Here is a 21,403-nt window from a genome sequence, read left to right as displayed (position 1 = left end):
TGTCCTTTCTTCGATCAGTCGTCACTCTACGCCTGTCTCAACCTGTGCGCGCAGATGTCCCGAACATCGGACGGACCTGCGAGGTGCCGGGAGGCCGCCGCGTCATGTGCCGGTCAGCCCGCACGCTCACCACGAGGTGAGATCCGGCTACTGTTGTGGAGATATGTCTGACGCTTCGTCTTCACACCCGGGTTCCCGCCGCGCTTCGCGCCGCCGCGGGAAGCGTCGCTCTGATCGCGGCAGTGCTGCTGAACGTGCCGAAAGCACACCGCGGCTGCGCCAGGCGCGCTCGCGGACCGAACTGCACATTGAGTATCCGGAAGAACTTCCCGTCAGCAGCCGCCGCGACGACATCGCGCGGGCCATCAAAGACAGCCAGGTTGTCGTTGTGGCCGGTGAAACCGGTTCGGGGAAAACCACTCAGCTGCCGAAGATCCTGCTGGAGCTCGGCTACGGCATCAACGGGCTGATAGGACACACGCAGCCGCGGCGCATTGCCGCCCGCTCCGTTGCAGCTCGACTGGCAGAAGAGACCCTCACCGAACTCGGTGAGGGAGTCGGCTATCAGGTGCGCTTCACCTCGGACGTTGTTGATGCCACCCGCGTGAAGGTCATGACCGACGGTATTCTCCTGGCCGAACTCCAGCACGACAAGCGTCTGGGGGCCTATGACGCGATCATCATCGACGAAGCCCACGAACGCAGCCTCAACATCGACTTCCTGCTGGGCTGCCTGGCCAGGCTCCTGCCGAAACGGCCCGACCTCAAGGTGATCATCACGTCGGCGACCATCGACCCGGAGTCCTTTGCCGAGCACTTCGGAGACGCGCCGATCGTGTCGGTGTCCGGCCGCACCTACCCGGTGGAGATCCGCTACCGGCCGGTTGACGAAGACTTCGCAGACGACCGCGAAGCTGACGGCGATCTGCTCGACAAAGAACAGCAGGAGCCGCGCGCCACGGTGCCGCACGTGCCAGAGGCTGATGCGCTCATGGGCGGTCTGCTGCGAGCCGTCGACGAACTTGCCGGGGAAGCACCCGGCGACATCCTCGTATTCCTGTCTGGGGAAGCAGAAATCCGCGACGCGCAGGCAGAGCTCGAAGGCCACATGCGCACCAAGCGGCGCAGCTGGGAAATCGTTCCGCTGTACGGCCGACTGTCAGCAGGGGAGCAGCAGAGAGTCTTCGCACCCCACTCGACACCCCGGATTGTTCTGGCAACCAATGTCGCCGAAACATCGTTGACGGTCCCCGGCATCAAATACGTCATCGACGGCGGTACGGCGCGCATCTCCCGCTACTCCACTCGCACCAAGGTGCAGCGGCTGCCGATCGAACCGATCTCGCAGGCCTCCGCCCGGCAGCGATCGGGCCGCTCCGGCCGCACCAGCAGCGGCATTGCCATCCGGCTGTACTCGGAGGGCGAATTCGACGCCCGGCCCGAATACACGGATCCGGAGATCCTGCGCACCAACCTCGCCAGTGTGCTGCTCATGATGACGCAGCTGGGTTTTGTGCGCACCGAAAAGGACATCCTCGATTTTCCGTTCCTCACCCCACCGGAAACGCGGGCAGTCAAAAACGGCAAGAACGCACTCGTCGAGCTCGGCGCGCTGCGCGAAGCCGGCGGCACCCTCACCCTGACAAAACTCGGCCGCACACTAGCCGCACTGCCGCTGGACCCCCGGCTGGCGCGTATGGTGCTCGCCGGGATCGAGGCGGGGGTTGGCCCGGAAACCGCAGTCATCGTGGCCTTCCTGTCGAGTCAGGACCCGCGCGAACGCCCCACGGAACAGCGGCAGGAAGCAGACGAAAAGCACAAGCGCTTCCACCATCCGACCTCCGATTTCCTGTCAGTGCTGCGCCTGTGGAACTACGTGCAGCGCAGATCTGATGAGCTTTCAACCTCGAAGTTCAAAAAGCTGTGCAAGTCCGAGTTCATCCACTTTGTGCGGGTGCGCGAATGGCAGGACCTCGTCCACCAGATCCGCCAGATGCTGGGCAACATCGGCAAACACATCGACAAGCCCGGAAGTGAACTCGGCACCAGGCCCAGTGAGACCGGGCAGCCAGATGCCCACCGCGGCCGCCGCAAGAAGCGCTTGGCGAACAGGCGCGGGCCCTACACGGCAACGGAACAGGCCGTGCACGAAAGCCTGCTCACCGGCATGCTCGACACGATCGGTGCGCGTACCGTTGAGGGCAAGGACTACATCGGCACCCGCGGCACCAAGTTCAGGATCTTTCCCGGATCCGGCGTATTCGGCGCCAATCCGGACTTCGTCATGGCCGCTGAGCTCGTTGAGACCTCCAGACTGTGGGCCCGCACCGTCGCCGCAGTAGAACCCGAGTGGATTGTCCGCGCAGCCGGTGACCTCATCACCCACAGCTACTCAGAGCCCCACTGGTCATCCCGCTCAGCAGCAGCCCTGGCGTACGACAGGATGAGCCTCTACGGGGTGCCGCTGATCTCAGACGCGCGCATCAACTACGGCAGAATCGACAGGGAAGCCGCACGCGATCTGTTCATCCGCCACGCGCTCATAGAAGGCGACTGGAACGAAAAACACGCCTTTGCCGCTCACAACGCCCAGGCCCTGGAAAAGGCCGAAGCGCTCGCCAGCCGCCTGCGCGACCGCCGACTGCTCGCTGAAGACGACGTCCTGTTTGAGTTCTATGACGAACGTCTGCCGGGCAATATTGTGTCCGCCGGGCACTTCAACAGCTGGTGGAAGCACAAACGGGCCGAAGAGCCCGACTTCCTCAACATCGACCCGAATTCGCTGCTGGCCGCTGACGGGACCGACCTTGCAAGCGCTGCCGACGACTACCCGCTGCAGGTGCACCTGGCCGACGGCAGCAGCGTGCGCCTCAGCTACGCCTACGAACCCGGATCCCGCCGCGACGGAGTGACCGTGTTCCTCAGCCCCGCACAGCTGCGCAGCGTCGATGCCGACGATTTTTCATGGCAGGTGCCGGGACTGCGCCTGGAGTACATCACGGCACTCATCCGCTCCCTGCCGAAGGCCAAAAGAACCTACTTCGTCCCGGCACCCGATGTTGCCGCTGACATCCTCGCAGCCGTTCAAGGGCCGGAAGACGACACGCGCCTGCTGGCACGCCCAGCAGGCCGCGCCCTCGAAGCGCTGGCCGCCGAACTCACTGCCCGCGCCGGCGGAGGCGGACTCATGGACCGCGTGCCGATCACCGTCACACCGGATGACTTCGACCTTGCCCGGCTGCCGTCCCACCTGCGGATGAGCTTCGTCATCCGCCGCGGCAGAAAAACCCTCGCAAGCGGAGAAAGCCTCGCGGAACTTCAGCAGCAGGCAAAAAACGCAGATGCGGAAGCCGACAGGCAGACCACCCCCGCCCCTGCCGCCCCCGCCCACACGACCAAGGCGAAGACGAAGACCGCGGTGCCGGCGCCTCGGCAGGGGATCCGAGGTTGGGACTTCGGTGCCTTCCCGCAGCCGGTCGAAGCTGACGGCCGCCGATACTTCCCCGCACTGGTCGACGAGGGAACCTCGGTGACGCTGCGCTATTCAGCAGACCAGACGTGGGCGCACCAGACGACGATTCTCGGAGTCACCCGGCTGTTGAGCCTCAACCAGAAAGAAGCCGCCCGATACTGCCAAGACGGCCTCGACAACACCGCAAAGCTTGTGCTGGGCGCCCGCCGCACCAAGGACTCCGACCCGCTGGAAGACGCGGTTTTCACCGCCGTCGGCCGGGTGGTGCGCACCGCGCAGTGCCTGAACCGCGCCGACGCACCGGCCTCACCCGGCAGCGGTGACCACCCCCGAACAGAAGAAGAGTACAAAGCCCTTCAGCGCGAAACGGCCGGTCGAATCACCGGCGAACTTGACAGGGTCTACCAGGCTCTGACCCGAACCTACACGCTCGCAGCCGATATTGAGCGGACAATCAAAAACACCCGCTCGCTGAGCGTGCTCGCCTCCGTCGCAGACGAACAGACCCACCTGGCGAGACTCCTGCGCCCGGGCTTTTTGACTACGGTCGCACCGGACTGGGTTATGCGTATGCCCGCCTACCTCGAAGCCGCCCAGAATCGCATGGACAAACTCGGAACACAGACCAGCCGCGACCGCCAGTTCATGGACCGAATCGAACGGGTGTGCGCCCAGATTGATGAAAAAATCGACCGCGCGCTCGGCAGCGCGGCAAGGGAAGACGCTGCGCGCTTCAGCGCTGTTCTGCCCGCCGAATGGCAGCAGATTCTGTGGGACGTCGAAGAGCTGCGGGTATCACTGTGGGCACCCCACATTGGAACCGCGCACACAGTATCCGAACAGCGGATCGCCAAAGCGCTGGCAAAACTGTAGGCGGACCCGGGCAAGCCCAGCGGCTCCGCAGGGGAGGCCGATGGTCGGCTGCGCCTCGTGAGTCAGATGTAGAACAGGATCCAGGAAGCCGGGAAGACCGCGGCGGTGCAGACCGCCGCAATCGCCCAGCGGATGCGCTTTTTGTCGCCTTTGCGAGTCAGTGCTATCCAATAGACGATGATCGTGGCCGCCGTCATCAGCCAACCGGCGGAAGCCAAAAACCACATGCCCAGCAGCTGGCTGTTGGGCACGCCCAGCTGCTGCATCGGCTGCATGAAGTGCGCGGCCATCAGCGACATGCTGATGCTCAGCACACACAGTGCCGCAGATACGACCGCCGAGGCGATGAATACCCACAGCGTCTGCCGACCGTGCTTGACGGGACGTGCCGCCACCGAATACTCGGCACTGTCGGTGCGCTGTCTGCTGGTTCTGTTCCTCTTGGCCACGGCACCATCCTACGGAAAACGGTACGAGGCGCAGCCGACCTTCCGCGGCAGCCCCCAGCGGGCTGTCCTAGACTGGCCGAGTGACTCCGACCCCGCAGACCATCCGCGAAGAAGCCGCCCGACGGCGCACATTCGCCGTCATTGCCCACCCGGACGCCGGCAAATCAACGCTGACCGAAGCGCTCGCACTGCACGCCCGCGCCATCGGCCAGGCCGGCGCCACCCACGGCAAAGCCGGCCGCCGCGCCACCGTGTCCGACTGGATGCAGATGGAACAGGACCGCGGAATTTCGATTTCATCCGCCGCGCTGCAGTTTGAATACCGCGACTGCGTGGTCAACCTCATCGACACCCCCGGACACGCCGACTTCTCAGAAGACACCTACCGGGTGCTGTCATCCGTCGACTGCGCGATCATGCTGGTAGACGCCGCAAAGGGAATGGAAGAGCAGACCATGAAGCTCTTCGAAGTCTGCTCTCACCGCAGCATCCCCATCATGACGGTCATCAACAAGTGGGATCGCCCCGGCTTGGAGTCGCTGGAGCTCATGGACGAGATCCAGCAGAAGACCGGTATGCTGCCCACCCCGCTCACGTGGCCCGTCGGCGATTCCGGGGACTTCCGCGGCGTGCTTGACCGCGAAACGGGGGAGTACACCAAGTTCACTCGCACCGACGGCGGGGCGACGATCGCGGGGTCTGAAACCATGGCCCCTGGGCGAGCCGAAGAAGTTGAAGGCGATGTGTGGACAACAGCGGTCGAAGAATCTGAGCTGCTGGAACTGGAAGAGCAGAACTTCGACTACGACGAGTTCCGGGCGGGCAAGCACACCCCGGTGATGTTTGCATCGGCCGTTCTCAACTTCGGTGTGGCCAAAATCCTCGACACGCTGATCGACCGGGCACCCTCGGCTGAGCCCCGCCTGGACCGCAACGGCCAACCGCGCCCCGTCGAAGCGCCGTTCTCCGGCTTCGTGTTCAAAGTGCAGGCTGGAATGGACCGCAACCACCGCGACCTGCTGGCCTATATTCGCGTCTGCTCCGGTGTTTTCGAACGCGGCATGGTCGTCACCCACGCTGAAACCAAGAAGCCGTTTGCAACCAAACACGCCCAGCACGTATTCGGCCGCGACCGCGACTCCGTGGAAACCGCCTATCCCGGCGATGTTGTGGGCCTGGTCAACGCATCGGCCCTGCGCGTCGGCGACAGCCTCTATGTCGACGAAGCCGTGCAGTTCCCGCCGATCCCGTCCTTCAGTCCGGAGCACTTCATGGTCATCCGCGCGAAAGACCCCTCGAAGTACAAGCAGTTCCGCCGCGGCATCGATCAGCTCGACCACGAAGGCGTCATCCAGGTGCTGCGCTCCGACCTGCGCGGAGACCAAGCGCCGGTGCTCGGAGCCGTGGGCCCCATCCAGTTCGAAGTCGTCGAAGACCGCATGGTCAGCGAATTCAATTCACCGTGCAGGCTGGAGTCCCTGCCGTACACGCTGGCCCGCCGCACAGTGAAAGACGACATCCCGAAACTGGCCAAAGAGCGCAGCGTCGAAGTGCTCGAACGCTCCGACGGCACGCTGCTGGCACTGTTCTCCGACCGGTGGCGCCTGGGCGGAGTGGAAAGGGAAAACCCCGGCATCACCCTTGAGCCCCTCGTTGTCACCTGACCGTCTGCGAGCGCATCGCGGCGGGGGTTTAGAATAGGTCGTCGGGCAGTGTTAAGTCCTGATCGCGTGGCTGCGCTTAGGACTCTGCCCGCAGTCATTTCTGCAATAAGGAGCTAGCACAAGTGGGAAACACGTCGATCCGCGTAGCAGTCGCGGGCCTGGGAAACTGCGCAACGTCACTCATTGAGGGCGTTGAATACTACAAGGACGCAGATCCCGAATCGAAGGTTCCGGGCCTCATGCACGTGCAGTTCGGCGACTACCACATCAGCGATATCGAATTCGCCGCGGCTTTCGACGTCGACGCTGACAAGGTCGGCAAGGACATCTCCGAAGCTGCTTACTCCAGCCAGAACCACACCATCAAGATCACCGACATCCCTCACACCGGGGTGGAAGTGCAGCGCGGCCCGACCCTCGACGGGCTTGGCAAGTACTACCGCGAAACCATCACCGAATCCGACGCCGAACCCGTCGACGTTGCGCAGGCTCTGCGTGATGCCAAGATCGACGTTCTCGTGTGCTATCTGCCCGTCGGCTCGCAGAAGGCCGTCGAACACTACGCGCAGGCGGCAATCGACGCGAAGGTCGCCTTCGTCAACGCCCTGCCGGTGTTCATTGCCGGAACCAAAGAATGGGACGACAAGTTCAAAGAGGCGGGCGTGCCGATCGTCGGCGATGACATCAAGAGCCAGATCGGTGCGACCATCACCCACCGCGTCATGGCCCGCCTGTTCGAAGAGCGCGGCGTCATCCTCGACCGTACCTACCAGCTCAACGTCGGCGGCAACATGGACTTCAAGAACATGCTCGAACGCGAGCGCCTGGAGTCCAAGAAGATCTCAAAGACCCAGGCGGTCACCTCGAACACCTCGGCTGAACTTGCTGAGCGCGACGTGCACATCGGACCTTCGGACTACGTGGGCTGGCTGGACGACCGCAAATGGGCATTCGTCCGCCTGGAGGGCCGGAACTTCGGAGACGCCCCGGTGTCTTTGGAATACAAGCTAGAAGTGTGGGACTCGCCGAACTCCGCAGGCGTCATCATCGACGCCGTGCGCGCTGCCAAGATCGGTCTGGACAGGGGGATCGGCGGTGCGCTCATTTCGGCGTCGTCGTACTTCATGAAGTCCCCGCCGCACCAGCAGAACGACCAAGCCGCACACGCGGCCGTTGAAGCCTTCATTGCCGGCGAAGCCGACAGCTGATCAGCAAAGCACACACAGAACACTCCGAGGAGAGGTAGTCAATGCACGTCATCGTAGTCGGAGCCGGATTCGTCGGGCTCTCCAGCGCACTTCACCTGGCCGATCAGGGCTGTGATGTGACCGTTCTGGAGCGCAGCGGCGTAGCCGCCGGATCCAGCTGGGGCAACGCCGGCTTCGTTGTTCCGCCGATGACGAAGCCGCTCGCGGCTCCCGGCGCGTGGGTCAACGGCTTCGACATGATGCTGAACAAGGACGCACCGCTGTCCATGCCTCAGCCGTTCTCGCCGCGCCTGGCGCTGTTCTTGGCGAAGTTCGCATCCCAGATGACGAAGAAGCGCTACGCCGCTTCGGTGCGCGCCGAAGCCCCCGCCCTCAAAGACGCCTTCGCGGCCTTTGGCCGAATGGAAGAGCTCGGCGTGAAGGCTTCGCTGACGCGTGCCACGTTCACGATGGGCTTTGAATCTGCTGACGGCCTCGAAGGGCTCAAAGCGGGCATGGCAGAAAGCAACGCAGTCGGCCTCGAAGGCGAAGTCGACGTTGTATCCCCGGACGTCCTGCCGTTCTTCTCCGACAAGATCTCCCATGCCGCCCAGGTGCGCGACCAGGCATACATCGATCCGCCCGCCTATATGGAGGCGCTCGCTGAAGCCTGCCGTACGGCCGGTGTGAACATCATCGAAGACGCCGACGTCGTCTCCGGATATGAAGGCGACACTGGCGTTGGGCTCGTTGATCGCAAGGGCCGTTCCTATAGCGGCGATGCCGTTGTCGTAGCCGCCGGCGTGTGGTCGGATGACCTGCTGGAAACTCTCCACGGCAAGAAGGCGCGGATCGGCATGGCTGCAGGCCGCGGCTACTCGTTCACCGCCTCGGTCGACCCCGAGTTCCTGCCGACCGAACCGGTTCGCTTCCCTTCCGTGAGCGTTGTCGTCACCCCCTATCGCGGCCGCGTGCGCGTGGGCGGAACCATGGAGTTCCTGCCGGCGGACGCCCCGATGAACCCTGCGCGCATCGACTCCATCAAAAAGGCGCTGCGCCCGCTGGTCCGCGGCATCGACCTGGAGAACACCACCGACCACTGGATGGGTCCCCGCCCGGTCAGCCCGGATGGCAGCGAACGCGTCGAAACCGTATCGCGGCGCACCTTTGTGGCGTCCGGCCACGGCATGTGGGGGATCACGCTCGGCCCGCGGGCTGGTGAGATCATCGCCAAGCTCATCACGGACCGGCTGGGCCGCTGACACACTAGAATTCTCAGGGGAGAGCGTCCCCTCGCGTTCCTATAGTCAAGGAGGAGACTATGACGCATGTTGCAGTAGTCGGAGCCGGAATGGTCGGCCTGGCAAGTGCACTGAACCTGGCTGACGCCGGATACGATGTGACCGTACTCGACCGCAGGGGTGTTGCCGCCGGCGCCAGCTGGGGCAACGCCGGCTTCATCTGCCCGTCGATGACCTTCCCGCTGTCGGCACCGGGCGAATGGAAGAACGGCATTGACGCCGTCACCAATAAAGATGCCCCGCTGGCCCTGCCGCAGCCCTTCAACCCGAAGCTGTGGAAGTTCCTCACGACGTTTGCGCTGCAGATGACCGAAACGAAGTTCAAGCGCGCAGTCGACGAGCTCGCACCGGACCTCAAAGACTCCATCGCATCTTTCGAACGTCTCAAGGACTTCGGCGTCGAAGGCAAGTTCAACCACTCCGACTTCACCGTCGGCTTGGGCTCGGAAGCTGAACTGAACCACTTCATCGAAGAAACCGGAATCAACCGCGACGCCGGTGTCCCCTCTGTCGTTGAGACCTTCGACCCGCGTGAAAAGCCGTACTTCACCGATCTCGTCACCCACGGAGCAATCGTCAAGGACCAGGCGTACATTGATCCGCCGGCCTTTGTGCAGTCGATTGCCGATGCCGCTGAGAAGCTGGGTGTGAAGATCGTGACCGATGCGGAGATCGTCACCGGCCACGTCGGTGCCGACGGTGTCGGACTGGTCGACGCTCAGGGACGCAGCTACAGCTTCGACGGCGTCGTCATCGCTGCCGGCGTGTGGTCGGATGAACTGCTGCACAAACTGCACGGCAAGCAGGCCACTATCGGAATGGCCGCAGGCCGCGGCTATTCGTTCACCGCTCAGGTCGACCCCGAGTACCTTCCCACCACCCCGGTCTACCTGCCTACCACGCGCGTGGTCTTCACCCCCTACCGCGGCGGTGTGCGCGTGGGCGGAACCATGGAGTTCCTCGACCCGGATGCCCCGCTGCGCCCGGAGCGCATCGAATCGATGAAGCGCGTGGCCAGCAAGTACATGAAGGGCATCGACCTGGAGAACACCACCGACCACTGGGTTGGTCCCCGCCCGGTCAGCCCCACCGGTCCGCCCAAGATCGAGGCCCTGTCGCCGCGCAGCTTCGTCGCTGCAGGCCACGGCATGTGGGGAATTGCCCACGGGCCGCGTGCCGGTGAGCAGATCGCACAGATCGTCAAGCGCACCCTCAAGTGATGCTTTTCTGAGTGCCGCCGCAGAATCCTCGAACAGGGGAATTCTGCGGCGGCACTTTGCTGTTGAAACATCACAGACTGTAAACTCCCGTGCAACGGAAGCGATTAGAAAGAGTCTCATGGCAAACCCGCTGATGAACAGGGCCCTCAACGAGGGTGTTAAAGACCGCCAGACCCCTTCGTCCGACCAGCTCAACTCCATGTACATGGCCCCGTCGGCAGATAACCGCAATGCCGGCCCCGGCCAGCCCGCTCAGCCACAGGCCCCGGCAGCCGAACGCCCCATGCAGTACAACGACGTCTTCATGAAGTCTCTGGCCTGCTTCGGCATTCTGCTGGTAGGCGCGATCGTCGGATGGGTTGTGCCCGCCCTGGCGCTGCCCGCCGTGCTCATCGGCCTGGTTCTGGGCCTGATCAATGCGTTCAAGCGCGAGCCCGTCCCGTTCCTCATCCTGGCCTACGCCGCTGTTGAGGGTGTTTTCCTCGGCGGCATTTCGAAGATCTTCGAAACCGCCTACGACGGCATTGTCATCCAGGCGGTGCTTGCAACGCTCAGTGTCTTCGCCGTGATGTTTGCGCTGTTCAAGTTCAAGGTCATCCGCTTCGGTGCGAAGGGCATGAAGTTCCTCATGTTGGCTGTCGGCGGCTACGCGGTGTTCTCGCTGGTGAACTTCTTCTTCGTTCTGTTCACCGGCAGCGGTGGAGCGCGCAATGTGCAGATCGAACTGTTCGGCATGTCGTTCCCGCTGGGCATCATCATCGGCGTTGTTGCCGTAGTGCTGGCTTCGCTGACGCTCATCACCGATTTCCAGGCAATTGAAGCCGGTGTGCAGAACCGCATTCCCGAACGCTACTCGTGGACCATGTCGTTTTCGCTCATGGTGTCTCTCATCTGGCTGTACGTCGAAATCCTGCGTCTGCTGTCCTACTTCCGTCAGGACTGACATGACTGATGTGTTCGCAGCCTGCCCGGTGAGCGAACAGCACCGACAGAAAGCGGCGGACCTCGAAACCGAGGTCCGCCGTCTTCGTGTCCGGCTGGCATCGCTTACGGTCGACGCATGGTCTCAGGTGCCCGATGGGGAAAAGCTGGATCGTCGCCGGCTGGTGCAAGCCGCTGTGCGTCAGCTGTGCACTCTGACGGGCCCTCCTCCGGGTGCCCCCGAAATCTGGGAGGCTGACGAGGCGCAGCTTCCGTTTCGCCTGTTCGCTCTGTTGGAAGCGGCACAGCCGCGCAGGGGAGCGATCGAGGACCACACGGCAGCAGCACTGGCCCTTGCCGAACAGCTCAGGCGCAGTCTGTGAACTGCACCTCAGCGGCACCTCGGCCGTGTTGCAACGGCACGTGAGCTGTGCGGTCCCGGTGATTTTACGGTTCAGGTGAGAGCGCGCTTGAGGGTGTCGAGCCCGACTGAGCCGATTGCCAGGGCCTTGGTGTGGAAATCCTTGAGCGTGAAGTTCGGGTCGCTGTCCTTTGCGGCGTCGCGTGTCTGCTCCCAGAGGCGCTGGCCTACCTTGTAGGACGGTGCCTGCCCCGGCCAGCCGAGGTAGCGGTCGAGTTCAAAGGCGAGGAAGCTGCGCTCCATCGCCACGTTGTCGGTGAGGAACGTCCACGCTTTACCGGCATTCCACGTCCCGCCGCCAATCGATTCGGGCGCTGGCAGGCCCAAGTGCACGCCGATGTCGAGGCACACGCGGGCTGCGCGCAGACGCTGTGAGTCGAGCATGCCCATGTAGTCGCCCAGGTCATCCAGGAAGCCCAGTTCGGCCATGAGCGCTTCGGAGTACAGAGCCCAGCCCTCACCGTGGCCGGAAACCCAGCACAGGTGGCGACGCCACGTGTTGAGGCTGTCAGCCATGTGCGCGGCTCCGCCGATCTGCAGGTGGTGACCGGGTACTCCCTCGTGATAGACGGTTGTGAGCTCCTGCCACGTGTTGAATGTTTCGACACCGGCTGGGACTGACCACCACATGCGTCCGGGACGCGAAAAGTCGTCGGTCGGTCCGGTGTAGTAGATGCCGCCCGTACCGTCGGGCAAGACCATGCATTCGATTTTCCTGACGGGTTCGGGAATGTCGAAGTGCACCCCGGCAAGTGCGTCAATCGCCTGGTCGGCCTTGTCCTGCATCCAGGTGCGCAGGGCATCCAGGCCGTGCACTTGGCGCTGCGGATCGGCGTTGAGTCTGTTCAAGCACTCCGCAACCGTGGAGCCGGGGTAGAGCTCGTCTGCCACGTGCCGCTGCTTCGCGTCGATGGCCGCCAGCTGTTCTAGACCCCATGCGTAGGTTTCGTCGAGATCGATTTCCGCGCCGAGGAACTCCCGGGAGAACAGAGCGTAGTCTTCGCGTCCGCAGGCGTCCGTCTCTGAGGCCAGGGGAGCGATGATGTCGCCGAGGAAATCGGCAAGGGAATCATATGCCTCCCGCGCACCGTCTGCGGCCGTGCTGACCTCTGCCGACAGTGTTCTCGAGGCAGAGCTTGCCGCCTGCTTCGCAAAGCGGTCAAAGCTGCCGCCGGGCTTTGCGTGATCACGGCACTGGTCGATGACTCGCCTGACCTGGCGCAGCGCCGGTGGGCGACCGTCGTGAGCGGCCTGGCTCAGCGCGTGCCGGTATTCGGTCAGCGCTCTGGGCACCTGCGACAGCCGGACGGCGTTGTCCTTCCAATCGTCTTCAGTGCTGGTGGGCACAAGGTCGAAGAGCATCTGCACGCTCTGCGGAGGCGATGCGATGACGTTGAGCTGTCCGAAGCTCAGACCGGCGGCGTGCAGGTCGCGCTCACAGCCCAAGCGCTCTCGCATGGCATCGAGTGTGACGACGTCCACCCGATCGAGGTTCTGCGACTCCTGTTCTGCTCTGTCGAGTTCGCGCAGCGTGCGGGAGTTGAGCGCATCGAGCTGGTCAGCAGCCTCTTTGCTCTGGGGATCCAAGCGCGTGCGGTCTCCGTCAAGGCCGGCGGTGACGGACAGCGAGGGGCACAGTTCGACAAGGGATCGGGCGTGCTCTTCGGCGACAGCGTCGACTGCCGAAGGGGTTCGCGGGTGATGAGTCATAATCCCACTGTAAACGGCGGAAATGCCGTGGCCTACCATTGCACAGTCGGCGGACTGTGATTGTGCGCCGACTTTCTCAATGGCGTATAGGAGGCGCATGCGGCAGTGACCCCGAGCAGACTGTGGAACAAAGACTTCGTCCTCGCTTTCAGCATCAGTCTCATGGGATCACTGGTGTTCTATCTGCTGCTGACCTCCATGGCGGCATATGCGGTGATTTCGTTTGGTGCAGGACATGCGGCGGCCGGCTTCGCTTCGAGCTCCTTCGTTCTGGGTGCCGTGGTGTCCCGTGTTCCCGCCGGCAAGTACCTGGACTTCGTGGGCAGGCGCCGAACCATTCTGCTGTCCTCGATTGCCCAAATAGCGCTGTCTCTGCTGTACATTCCGACCGCCTCGCTTGACCTGTTCATTGTGGTGCGCTTCCTGCACGGCTTTGCGTTCGGGTTCAACCACACGGCAACCTCCGCGGCAGTGCAGACCGTCATCCCGCCGCACCGCAGGGCCGAGGGCACGGGCTATTTCGGTATGGCGACGTCCTTGGCGATGGCCAGCGGCCCGTTCTTGGCAGTGACGATCTCGGCGAAGCACGGGTATCAGCCGCTGTTCTACATCTGCGCAGCAATCGCCGTTGTCGCCTCACTGCTGTCACTGCTGCTGACTCTGCCGGAGAGCCCGCCGAGCCGGGAACAGAGGGCTGATAAGTGGCGGCTGACACCCAGTTCGCTCCTCGAGCTGAACACGCTGAAAACCGCTTCCGTGATGTTCGCCGCCGGTCTCGTGTACTCGGTCATCATGGCCTTCCTGGGATCCTATGCAGAAGCTGTCGGGGCGCCCGAGGCGGCAGGCTGGTTCTTTGTTGCACTCGCTGCCGCTATGCTCATCTGCCGTTCCTTTGTGGGGCGTCTGCAGGACAAGTACGGCCACGGCTGGGTGATCTACCCTGCCATCCTCATCTATGCGGCATCGCTCGCTGTGCTCACGTTTGCGCACGGCGCACCGGCGATCATCGTTGCTGGTGCGCTCGTGGGAGCCGGCTTCGGGTCGCTCCTTCCTGCAGTGCAGGCAGCGTGTGCTGCTGATGCGCTGCCTGCCCGCTACGGAGTTGTCATGTCGACGTTCTTCATCATGCTGGATTCCGGAACGGCACTCGGGTCAGTGGTTTTGGGCGCATTGGAGCCTGTGTTGGGCCAGCGGGGAATGTTCGGAGTTTCCGCGTTCATCGTGTTGGCCGGGCTGGTGGTCTACTGGGCCAGCAGGCGCGGCCGGAAAAGCTGAGAACACCCCCAGGTGAGCTCGGGTCTATGAAGGCGAGTCTCATCGGGGGTGTTCTCAGAAGTGCTGTCAGAGCACGCGTCCAGAGGGTCAGGAGCGCTGGCGCCGTGCCCAGGTCCCGGTGCGGGATGCGCGAATGCGGCGCACTGGACTGCTGTAGCCCGCGTCCGGCAAACGCAGGCTGTCGCCGGAGCCTGCGGAATGGCGCAGCGCCATGACGGCGGCGAAAGCGGCTGAGCGAGCCAACCGCTGCTCTTTCGGTGTTCCGGTCTTCGGCTTTTCTCTCACAGCGGGATGTTTCCGTGTTTGCGGGCGGGTGCCTGCACGTGCTTGTTGCGCAGAGCGCGCAGGCCTCGGACAATCCGTTCGCGGGTTTCAGACGGCGCAATGACGGCGTCGATGTAGCCCTCTTCGGCCGCCAGATAGGGGTTGAGCAGAGCGTCTTCGTATTCCTGGACGAGCTCGGCCCGCTTGGCTTCGACGTCTTCTCCGGCAGCCTCGGCCTCTTTCAGAGTGCGGCGGTAGACGATATTCGCCGCGCCCTGTGCGCCCATGACGGCGATCTGCGCCGACGGCCACGCCAAGTTGAGGTCAGCGCCGAGCTGTTTGGACCCCATCACGCAGTACGCGCCGCCGTAGGCCTTGCGGGTGATGAGCGTCAGACACGGCACGGTTGCTTCGCCGTAGGCGTAGATGAGCTTTGCGCCGCGCCGGATGATTCCGCTGTACTCCTGATCGGTGCCGGGCAGGAAGCCGGGAACGTCGACGAAGGTGAGGATTGGGATGTTGAACGCGTCGAGGAAGCGCACAAAGCGGGCGGCTTTCTCCGAAGCGTCAATGTCGAGCGTGCCGGCCATCTGCATGGGCTGATTGGCGATGATGCCGACCGTTTCGCCCTCTACGCGGCCGAAGCCCGTGACGACGTTTGGGGCGAAAAGCTCGCTGGTCTCCAGGAATTCGCCGTCGTCCAAGACGGTCGTGACGACGTCGAGGATGTCATAGGGCTGCGAAGCGGAATCCGGCACGAGCGTGTTGAGTGCGTTGTCGGCTTCCGTCAGTTCGAGATTCGCCGGAGCCGGGACGTTCGGCACGGGATCCATGTTGTTCGACGGCAGGAACGACAGGAGGTCGCGCACATAGTTCAGGGCGTCCTCTTCATCCTGCGCCAGGTACTGCGCGTTGCCCGAAACCGAGTTGTGGGTGTAGCCTCCGCCGAGTTCTTCGTGGCCGACGTTCTCACCGGTCACGGTCTTGATGACGTCGGGACCGGTGATGTACATGTGCGAGGTGCCGTCGACCATGATCGTGAAGTCGGTCAGGGCGGGGGAGTACACGGCACCGCCGGCCGAAGGGCCCATAATGAGGCTGATCTGGGGGATGACACCGGAGGACTGGACGTTCCAGTGGAAGATCTCGGCGAACAGGGCAATCGATCCCACGCCCTCCTGAATGCGGGCCCCGCCGGAGTCGTTGATGCCGATGATGGGGCAGCCGATCTTGAGTGCGAGTTTCTGCACCTTGACGATCTTGCGCCCGTTGGCTTCGGCCAGCGAACCGCCGAGCACCGTGAAGTCGTGAGCGAATACCGCAACGGTGCGGCCGTCGATTGTGCCCAGACCGCAGACCACGCCGTCGCCGTCGGGGCGCTTGTTCTCCATGCCGAACTGGTGGCTGTGGTGACGGACGAATTCGTCGATCTCCTGGAAAGAACCGGGGTCGAGCAGCTCGGCGATGCGTTCGCGGGCCGTCTGCTTGCCGCGATTGTGCTGGCGCTCAGCGGCCTGGGGATTGGGTGTGTGCGCAGTGCGGCGGCGCTCAATGAAAGCGGCCAGCCGTTGCGCTGTCGTCTGCGGTGCGGTAGAAGGACTCATGGCACTAGACTATCGGGGATTCTCACACGGTGGGTCGGTGTTGTATCCGGTGGATAAAACGGCCTACAGTGATGTAGTGCATGATAGCGTTTCTCCCTTTGACCTCAACCTCTTCAGCGACGCTTGGACCCGTGAAAGCCAGCTGCCGCAGCCGGACATCACCTGGACGGAGAACACCGGCTCGACCAACGACGATCTCGCCGCAGCGGCAGAAAGCGGAAGCGCAGCGCCCTTCAGCATTCTCGGCACGGACCACCAGCAGGCCGGCCGTGGCCGCTTGGCGCGGACTTGGACGACGCCGCCGCGCACTTGTCTGACCTTCTCCATTGCCGTTCCAGTGCCGCCGACAGCCGCAGCGGACGACCTCGGATGGATTCCGCTCATCACGGGCCGCGCTGTTGTCGACGCTCTGCGCGCAGAGGGAGTTCCGGCCGAACTCAAATGGCCCAACGACGTTCTCATCCGCGACCGCAAGCTCGTCGGCATCCTCACTCGGATCGTCATCGGAGCTGACGGTGCAAAGACAGTCGTCATCGGCACCGGCATCAATGTGCACCTCGCACAGGAGGACCTTCCGGTTGAGACCGCCACGTCGCTGCTCGTTGAGGGCTTCGACTTCAGCCGCGAAGTGCTCCTGGCCGCTGTTGTCAGACGCCTGCGCGAGGCCCTGGACTCGGCGTTCAGCCGTCCGGCCGTCGGCACAGCAGAATTCTGCGCGGACATGTCCGATTCCATGGCAACCATTGGGCGCGACGTTCGGGTCGAACTGCCCGGCCAGGAACCCCTCACAGCGCGGGCGGTGGGGCTCGATGCGCACGGCGGCCTTGTGATTGAAACCTCCGAGGGCCTGCAGACGGTCACCGCCGGGGACGTCGTCCACGCGAGGCTGGTATGACCGAACCTGATCCGCGCACTCAAGCTCTGCCGCAGATCAGCGAGCACACTGTTTTCTCTCCGCCTGACGCACCCTGGAATCGCGACGCCACGACAGCAGAGGAAATCAAGCGAATAGCAGAATCATCCGACGAGTTCAGCTCCAGCTTCCAAGAAGAGCGTGCGCGCGCAAATGCGCGCTCTTCTGATGACAGCGCCGTTTCCGAGCTGCGCGATCGGCTGGACTTTTCGCAGGGACTCGCGGATGACCCCACCCCGCAGACAGAACCGCTGCCAGACCTGCTGAACAATCCGGAGCTCATCGAGCAGCGAATGCAGCGTCTGCGCACGGCAGCATCGCTGCTCGAAGAGCAGCTGCTGGGCGGGAAGCGAGTTCTGACGCGGCGCGAAGTTGCCCAGCTTGCGGGGGTGTCCAGCGTGTCCGCCAAGAAGTTCTGGCGCGCACTCGGCCTGCCGATCGCAGAAGAGGGCACGCCCGCGTTCACCATTCGCGACGTCAACGCGCTGGCGGAAATGGCCGACCTCGTGGCTCGCAACATGGTGGACGAAGAAACCGCGGTCGCGCTTGCCCGCGCCATCGGTCAGACCACTGACCGTCTGGTGGTGTGGCAGATGGAGACGGTTGTTGAATATCTCGCCGAATCGCGCAGGTTGGACGAGCGCCAGGCCCGCGCCGTCGCGCTGAGCCTGTTTGAGCAGATCCTGCCGTCTTTGGAGAAAGTCATGCTGTACGCGTGGAAGCACAACATGGCGAATGTCTTCGGCCGTCTCAATGTCAATCTCGGTGATGACGCAGGTCCCGGCGGGAAGAACGCAGGCCGGCCCGGATTCTACGATTCAGCCATGCCGCTGGCCCGCGGCATCGGCTTTGTCGACCTCGTGTCCTTCACCCGACTGTCCCAGCAGATGGAGCCACGGCAGCTGGCCAGCCTCGTCAAGCGCTTCCAAACCCTGTGCTACAACATCGTGACCGCAGGTGGCGGTCGTGTCATCAAAACCGTCGGCGACGAAGTCTTCTTTGCCGCCGAAACCCCGCGTTCGGGAGCGGAGATCTCGGTGCGGCTCATGGAGCGCATCACGGAGGACCCCGAGCTTCCGAAAGCGCGAGTGGGCTTTTCGTGGGGCAAAGTGCTGTCTCGTCTGGGCGATATCTTCGGTTCGACCGTCAACCTGGCCGCCCGCCTGACCTCGATCGGCGAACCCGGAACCATCACAACCGACTGGGAAACCTCGTCTGTCATTTCGCAGACGGAAGCCTATGACTTCTCCAATCGCCGCACCGTCAGCCTGCAGGGGCTGGGCGATGTCACGGTCGTCGACATGCACCGCGGCCAAGCGCCGTGCATGATCGTCGACGTCGAACCCTGACGCAGGCTCCCGCCGCAGTAGACGGGCGCTGAGCTTCACAGCGGCCGGAGAGTCAGAACAGCTGGTCCTTGTCGTCGGAAACGATGACGCCGCTGTCGTCGTCCTTTTCTCTGCCGATCTGGCTGTAGCGGTCGTCGTCACTGAAATCAGGTGCGCCGGCGCTGCTCTTCGGGGTGCTCTTGACCGCCGGTGCGTCACCGGCGGCCTCAGATTCGGTCGCATCCGCCGCCGAGGCGCCCTGGGCTGCGGCTGGATCTGCGGCAATTCCGGTGCGCGGGAGAGAGCCGATCGCATCGATTCGGCCTTCTAGGGGAGCCCCTGAGCCGTCGCGGCGCGAGAGCTCGTCCGGCAGAGCCCGTGCGCCGCCGGTTTTGGCCGCCGCCTGCGGATGGGGACCGACAAAAGCGGTGACGAGCGCAGTTTCATCCTTGAGGAAACGGTGGCTGCGCATTCCCGCTGTGGCGCGTCCCCGCGAGGGGAAGTCAGCCAGCAGGGAAACCTTGACGGACTCGCTTTCCTCGCCGTTGAAGTTCACACCCTTGGCAATTGTGACAACCCGGTTGTCTTCGGCGGGGTCGACAACGCTGAAGCTGATGACCTCAACGTCCTTCGGCAGGCGGATGCCTGCAACACCGCCGGCACCCGGCCCCTGTGCGCGCACACCGTCGAGAGTGAAGTTGAGCAGATTGCCCGCCTGGGTGATGAACACGGCGGAACCGTCATCGAGGTTGGGAAGCTGGCCTGCGCCGACCACCGTGTCCTTGCCCTTGAGGGCAATGATGTCCCACACGTCGCGGTTGTTCGGAATCTCACCGGCGGCAACGCGTTTGACCACGCCCAAGCGGGTGCCGAGCACCACCTCGGCAGTGGGGTCGATGAGCGCGATGACGTGCTCGCCCTTGTCGAGTTCGATGAAGTCGGTGATCTTCACACCGCCGGACAGCACGGGGCGGGTGGCCTGGTCCGGCAGAGCGGGCAGGTTGATGATGTCGACCTTGTGGACCCGCCCCCTGTTCGTCAAAGCGCCCAGGGACCCGCGGGTGCTCGAGGGGATCTGCGCAATGAGAGCGTCGTTGGCGGCTCTGCGGCCGGTGGCGGACAGTTCCCCTGCCGCTGCGGTGCGGGCGATCTTGCCGGTGGTCGACATGAGCACCCAGCAGGGTTCGTCGGCCACCTGCAGGTTCTGGCCCTTTTTGCGCCCTGCGGCCTTGATCTCTTTGAGGCTGCCTTCGACGAGCACCGTGCGACGGCCGGTGTCCAAAGCGTTCGCGGTCTCTTCGAGCTCATCGGACACGAGCGTCTTCAGCCGGTTCTTATCACCGAGGATGTCGCGGAGGTCTTCGATGGTGGCCTGCAGCTCATCGCGTTCAGCTTCGAGTTCGATGCGTGAGAACTTCGTCAGGCGGCGCAGCTGCAGGTCGAGGATGTAGGTCGCCTGGATCTCCGAGAGCTCGAAGACCTCCATGAGTCGTGTGCGCGCCTGTGCGGCGTCATCGGAAGAGCGGATCAGCTGGACGACTTCGTCGATGTCGAGGATTGCAATGAGCAGGCCCTCAACCAGGTGCAGACGGTCGAGCGCCTTCTGCAGGCGGAATTCGCTGCGGCGGCGGATGACCTCGATTCGGTGGGCGATGAAGACTTCCAGAAGGGCCTTCAGCCCCAGGGTGCGCGGGCGGCCGTCAACCAGGCAGACGTTGTTGATGCCGAAGGAGTCTTCCATCGGGGTCAGCCGGTAGAGCTCTTCGAGTACGGCTTCGGGATTGAATCCGGACTTGATGCCGATGACCAAGCGCAGGCCGTGCTTGCGGTCAGAGTAGTCGTCAACCGAGCTGATGCCCTGCAGCTTTTTGGCCTGGACGTTGTCTTTGATCTTCTCGATGACCTTTTCGGGGCCGACGAGGTAGGGAAGTTCGGTGACGGTGATGCCGCGGCGGCGCGGGGTGATGTTCTCGAACTTCACGGTCGCGCGGGTGCGGAAGGTGCCGCGGCCGGTCTCATAGGCATCGCGCACACCGGACAGGCCGATGATCCGACCGCCGGTCGGCAGGTCCGGGCCCGGGACGAACCGCATGAGCTCATCAAGGGTCGCTTCGGGGTGGAAGATGAGGTGCCGGGCGGCGGCTATGACTTCGCCGGGGTTGTGCGGGGCCATGTTGGTGGCCATGCCGACCGCGATGCCGGACGCACCGTTGACCAGCAGGTTCGGCAGTGCGCTGGGCAGGGCTTCGGGCTGGGTGAGCGAACCGTCGTAGTTGGGAACCGTGTTGACGGTGTCTTCGTCCAGGTTGCGAAGCATGTGCATGGCCGCCTGGTCCAGCCGGGCCTCCGTGTACCGGGGGGCCGCGGGGCCGTCGTCGAGCGAACCGAAGTTTCCGTGGCCGTCGACCAGTGGGACGCGCATGACGAAAGACTGGGCCATGCGCACAAGAGCGTCATAGATCGCGGTGTCGGAGTGGGGGTGGAGCTTGCCCATGACATCGCCGACGATGCGCGAAGACTTCACGTACGGGCGCTCGGGGCGCAGCCCCATTTCCGACATCTGATAGAGGATGCGGCGCTGAACGGGTTTGAGACCGTCGCGGGCATCCGGCAGAGCACGAGAGTAGATGACCGAGTACGCGTATTCGAGGAACGACGTCTCCATTTCCTGGGTGACGTCAATATCGACGATCTGACCGTCGGTCACTCGGCTTCCTCCTTGTGCAGCTGCTGTGCCATCCGGAGGTCAGTGTAGCGCTCAGCTGGGCGAAAGCCGCTTATTTCACGGTCGCCGCGCCGTC

The 21,403-nt window shown here is 63.6% G+C and carries 15 protein-coding genes; 10 read left to right on the top strand and 5 right to left on the bottom strand.

Annotated elements, in window-relative coordinates; all coding sequences use genetic code 11:
- Positions 1-163: 163 nt before the first annotated feature.
- The gene (gene hrpA / locus HMPREF2757_RS11045) at positions 164-4,345 is read left to right on the top strand and encodes an ATP-dependent RNA helicase HrpA (protein ID WP_070576793.1); all 4,182 of its coding nucleotides are present in this window, start codon (positions 164-166) and stop codon (positions 4,343-4,345) included.
- Positions 4,346-4,407: 62 nt separating this feature from the next.
- Here hrpA and HMPREF2757_RS11040 read toward each other — a convergent pair whose 3' ends face one another.
- Positions 4,408-4,794 carry a hypothetical protein gene (locus HMPREF2757_RS11040; RefSeq protein ID WP_070576791.1) on the bottom strand — a complete coding sequence of 129 codons (387 nt, stop codon included), beginning with the start codon at positions 4,792-4,794 and terminating at the stop codon, positions 4,408-4,410.
- Positions 4,795-4,874: 80 nt separating this feature from the next.
- On the opposite strand from HMPREF2757_RS11040, the gene HMPREF2757_RS11035 reads away from it, so the two are divergent.
- From HMPREF2757_RS11035 to HMPREF2757_RS11010, 6 genes are all read left to right on the top strand, one after another.
- Complete coding sequence (locus tag HMPREF2757_RS11035) at positions 4,875-6,458, top strand: peptide chain release factor 3 (RefSeq protein WP_070576788.1); 1,584 nt, start codon at positions 4,875-4,877, stop codon at positions 6,456-6,458.
- A 122-nt stretch (positions 6,459-6,580) separates the two neighbouring features.
- Entirely contained in the window at positions 6,581-7,666 is a 1,086-nt protein-coding gene (locus HMPREF2757_RS11030) for an inositol-3-phosphate synthase (protein WP_070576785.1), read from the top strand.
- 41 nt (positions 7,667-7,707) lie between these two features.
- Positions 7,708-8,907, top strand: a complete 1,200-nt coding sequence (locus HMPREF2757_RS11025) for an NAD(P)/FAD-dependent oxidoreductase (protein ID WP_070576782.1) — start codon at positions 7,708-7,710, stop codon at positions 8,905-8,907.
- Positions 8,908-8,966: 59 nt separating this feature from the next.
- Positions 8,967-10,166, top strand: coding sequence for an NAD(P)/FAD-dependent oxidoreductase (locus HMPREF2757_RS11020; protein WP_070576780.1), 1,200 nt, complete (start codon positions 8,967-8,969; stop codon positions 10,164-10,166).
- Between the two features lie 118 nt (positions 10,167-10,284).
- Positions 10,285-11,109, top strand: a complete 825-nt coding sequence (locus tag HMPREF2757_RS11015) for a Bax inhibitor-1/YccA family protein (protein WP_070576778.1) — start codon at positions 10,285-10,287, stop codon at positions 11,107-11,109.
- Between the two features lies 1 nt (position 11,110).
- Positions 11,111-11,470 carry a hypothetical protein gene (locus HMPREF2757_RS11010; protein ID WP_070576775.1) on the top strand — a complete coding sequence of 120 codons (360 nt, stop codon included), beginning with the start codon at positions 11,111-11,113 and terminating at the stop codon, positions 11,468-11,470.
- A 71-nt stretch (positions 11,471-11,541) separates the two neighbouring features.
- Here HMPREF2757_RS11010 and HMPREF2757_RS11005 read toward each other — a convergent pair whose 3' ends face one another.
- Positions 11,542-13,218 (bottom strand): DUF885 domain-containing protein, encoded by a 1,677-nt coding sequence (locus tag HMPREF2757_RS11005; protein WP_070576772.1) that lies wholly within the window; start codon positions 13,216-13,218, stop codon positions 11,542-11,544.
- Between the two features lie 105 nt (positions 13,219-13,323).
- Here HMPREF2757_RS11005 and HMPREF2757_RS11000 point away from each other — a divergent pair, with 105 nt between their 5' ends.
- A complete protein-coding gene (locus HMPREF2757_RS11000; RefSeq protein WP_083304263.1) occupies positions 13,324-14,493 on the top strand; it encodes an MFS transporter in 1,170 nt (389 codons plus the stop codon).
- An 87-nt stretch (positions 14,494-14,580) separates the two neighbouring features.
- On the opposite strand, the gene HMPREF2757_RS10995 is transcribed toward HMPREF2757_RS11000, so the two are convergent.
- A complete protein-coding gene (locus HMPREF2757_RS10995; RefSeq protein ID WP_070576769.1) occupies positions 14,581-14,778 on the bottom strand; it encodes a hypothetical protein in 198 nt (65 codons plus the stop codon).
- Positions 14,775-16,361 carry an acyl-CoA carboxylase subunit beta gene (locus HMPREF2757_RS10990; protein ID WP_070576764.1) on the bottom strand — a complete coding sequence of 529 codons (1,587 nt, stop codon included), beginning with the start codon at positions 16,359-16,361 and terminating at the stop codon, positions 14,775-14,777. The genes HMPREF2757_RS10995 and HMPREF2757_RS10990 overlap by 4 nt, the downstream gene beginning before the upstream one ends.
- A gap of 76 nt (positions 16,362-16,437) precedes the next feature.
- On the opposite strand from HMPREF2757_RS10990, the gene HMPREF2757_RS10985 reads away from it, so the two are divergent.
- Both HMPREF2757_RS10985 and HMPREF2757_RS10980 read left to right on the top strand, forming a co-directional pair.
- Positions 16,438-17,256: a biotin--[acetyl-CoA-carboxylase] ligase gene (locus tag HMPREF2757_RS10985; RefSeq protein ID WP_070576760.1), complete on the top strand. Its 819-nt coding sequence runs from the start codon at positions 16,438-16,440 to the stop codon at positions 17,254-17,256.
- Positions 17,253-18,623: an adenylate/guanylate cyclase domain-containing protein gene (locus HMPREF2757_RS10980; protein ID WP_070576757.1), complete on the top strand. Its 1,371-nt coding sequence runs from the start codon at positions 17,253-17,255 to the stop codon at positions 18,621-18,623. Before HMPREF2757_RS10985 ends, HMPREF2757_RS10980 begins: the two co-directional genes overlap by 4 nt.
- Positions 18,624-18,675: 52 nt before the next feature.
- Here the strand turns inward: HMPREF2757_RS10980 and HMPREF2757_RS10975 are convergent, their stop codons facing one another.
- Positions 18,676-21,267: a DNA gyrase/topoisomerase IV subunit A gene (locus tag HMPREF2757_RS10975; protein WP_256278317.1), complete on the bottom strand. Its 2,592-nt coding sequence runs from the start codon at positions 21,265-21,267 to the stop codon at positions 18,676-18,678.
- Positions 21,268-21,403 lie beyond the last annotated feature (136 nt).

Origin of the sequence: Brevibacterium sp. HMSC063G07 (assembly GCF_001810665.1) — a bacterium.
GTDB lineage: Bacteria > Actinomycetota > Actinomycetes > Actinomycetales > Brevibacteriaceae > Brevibacterium.
This window is presented reverse-complemented; position numbering and strand designations above follow the sequence as displayed.

Bases quoted from the DNA above. Each gene is read 5' to 3' on its own strand.
- hrpA (WP_070576793.1), top strand. From the start codon at position 164: ATGTCTGACGCTTCGTCTTCACACCCGGGTTCCCGCCGCGCTTCGCGC.
- HMPREF2757_RS11025 (WP_070576782.1), top strand. From the start codon at position 7,708: ATGCACGTCATCGTAGTCGGAGCCGGATTCGTCGGGCTCTCCAGCGCA.
- HMPREF2757_RS11020 (WP_070576780.1), top strand. From the start codon at position 8,967: ATGACGCATGTTGCAGTAGTCGGAGCCGGAATGGTCGGCCTGGCAAGT.
- HMPREF2757_RS11015 (WP_070576778.1), top strand. From the start codon at position 10,285: ATGGCAAACCCGCTGATGAACAGGGCCCTCAACGAGGGTGTTAAAGAC.
- HMPREF2757_RS11010 (WP_070576775.1), top strand. From the start codon at position 11,111: ATGACTGATGTGTTCGCAGCCTGCCCGGTGAGCGAACAGCACCGACAG.
- HMPREF2757_RS11005 (WP_070576772.1), bottom strand. From the start codon at position 13,218: ATGACTCATCACCCGCGAACCCCTTCGGCAGTCGACGCTGTCGCCGAA.
- HMPREF2757_RS10990 (WP_070576764.1), bottom strand. From the start codon at position 16,361: ATGAGTCCTTCTACCGCACCGCAGACGACAGCGCAACGGCTGGCCGCT.
- HMPREF2757_RS10980 (WP_070576757.1), top strand. From the start codon at position 17,253: ATGACCGAACCTGATCCGCGCACTCAAGCTCTGCCGCAGATCAGCGAG.
- HMPREF2757_RS10975 (WP_256278317.1), bottom strand. From the start codon at position 21,267: ATGGAGACGTCGTTCCTCGAATACGCGTACTCGGTCATCTACTCTCGT.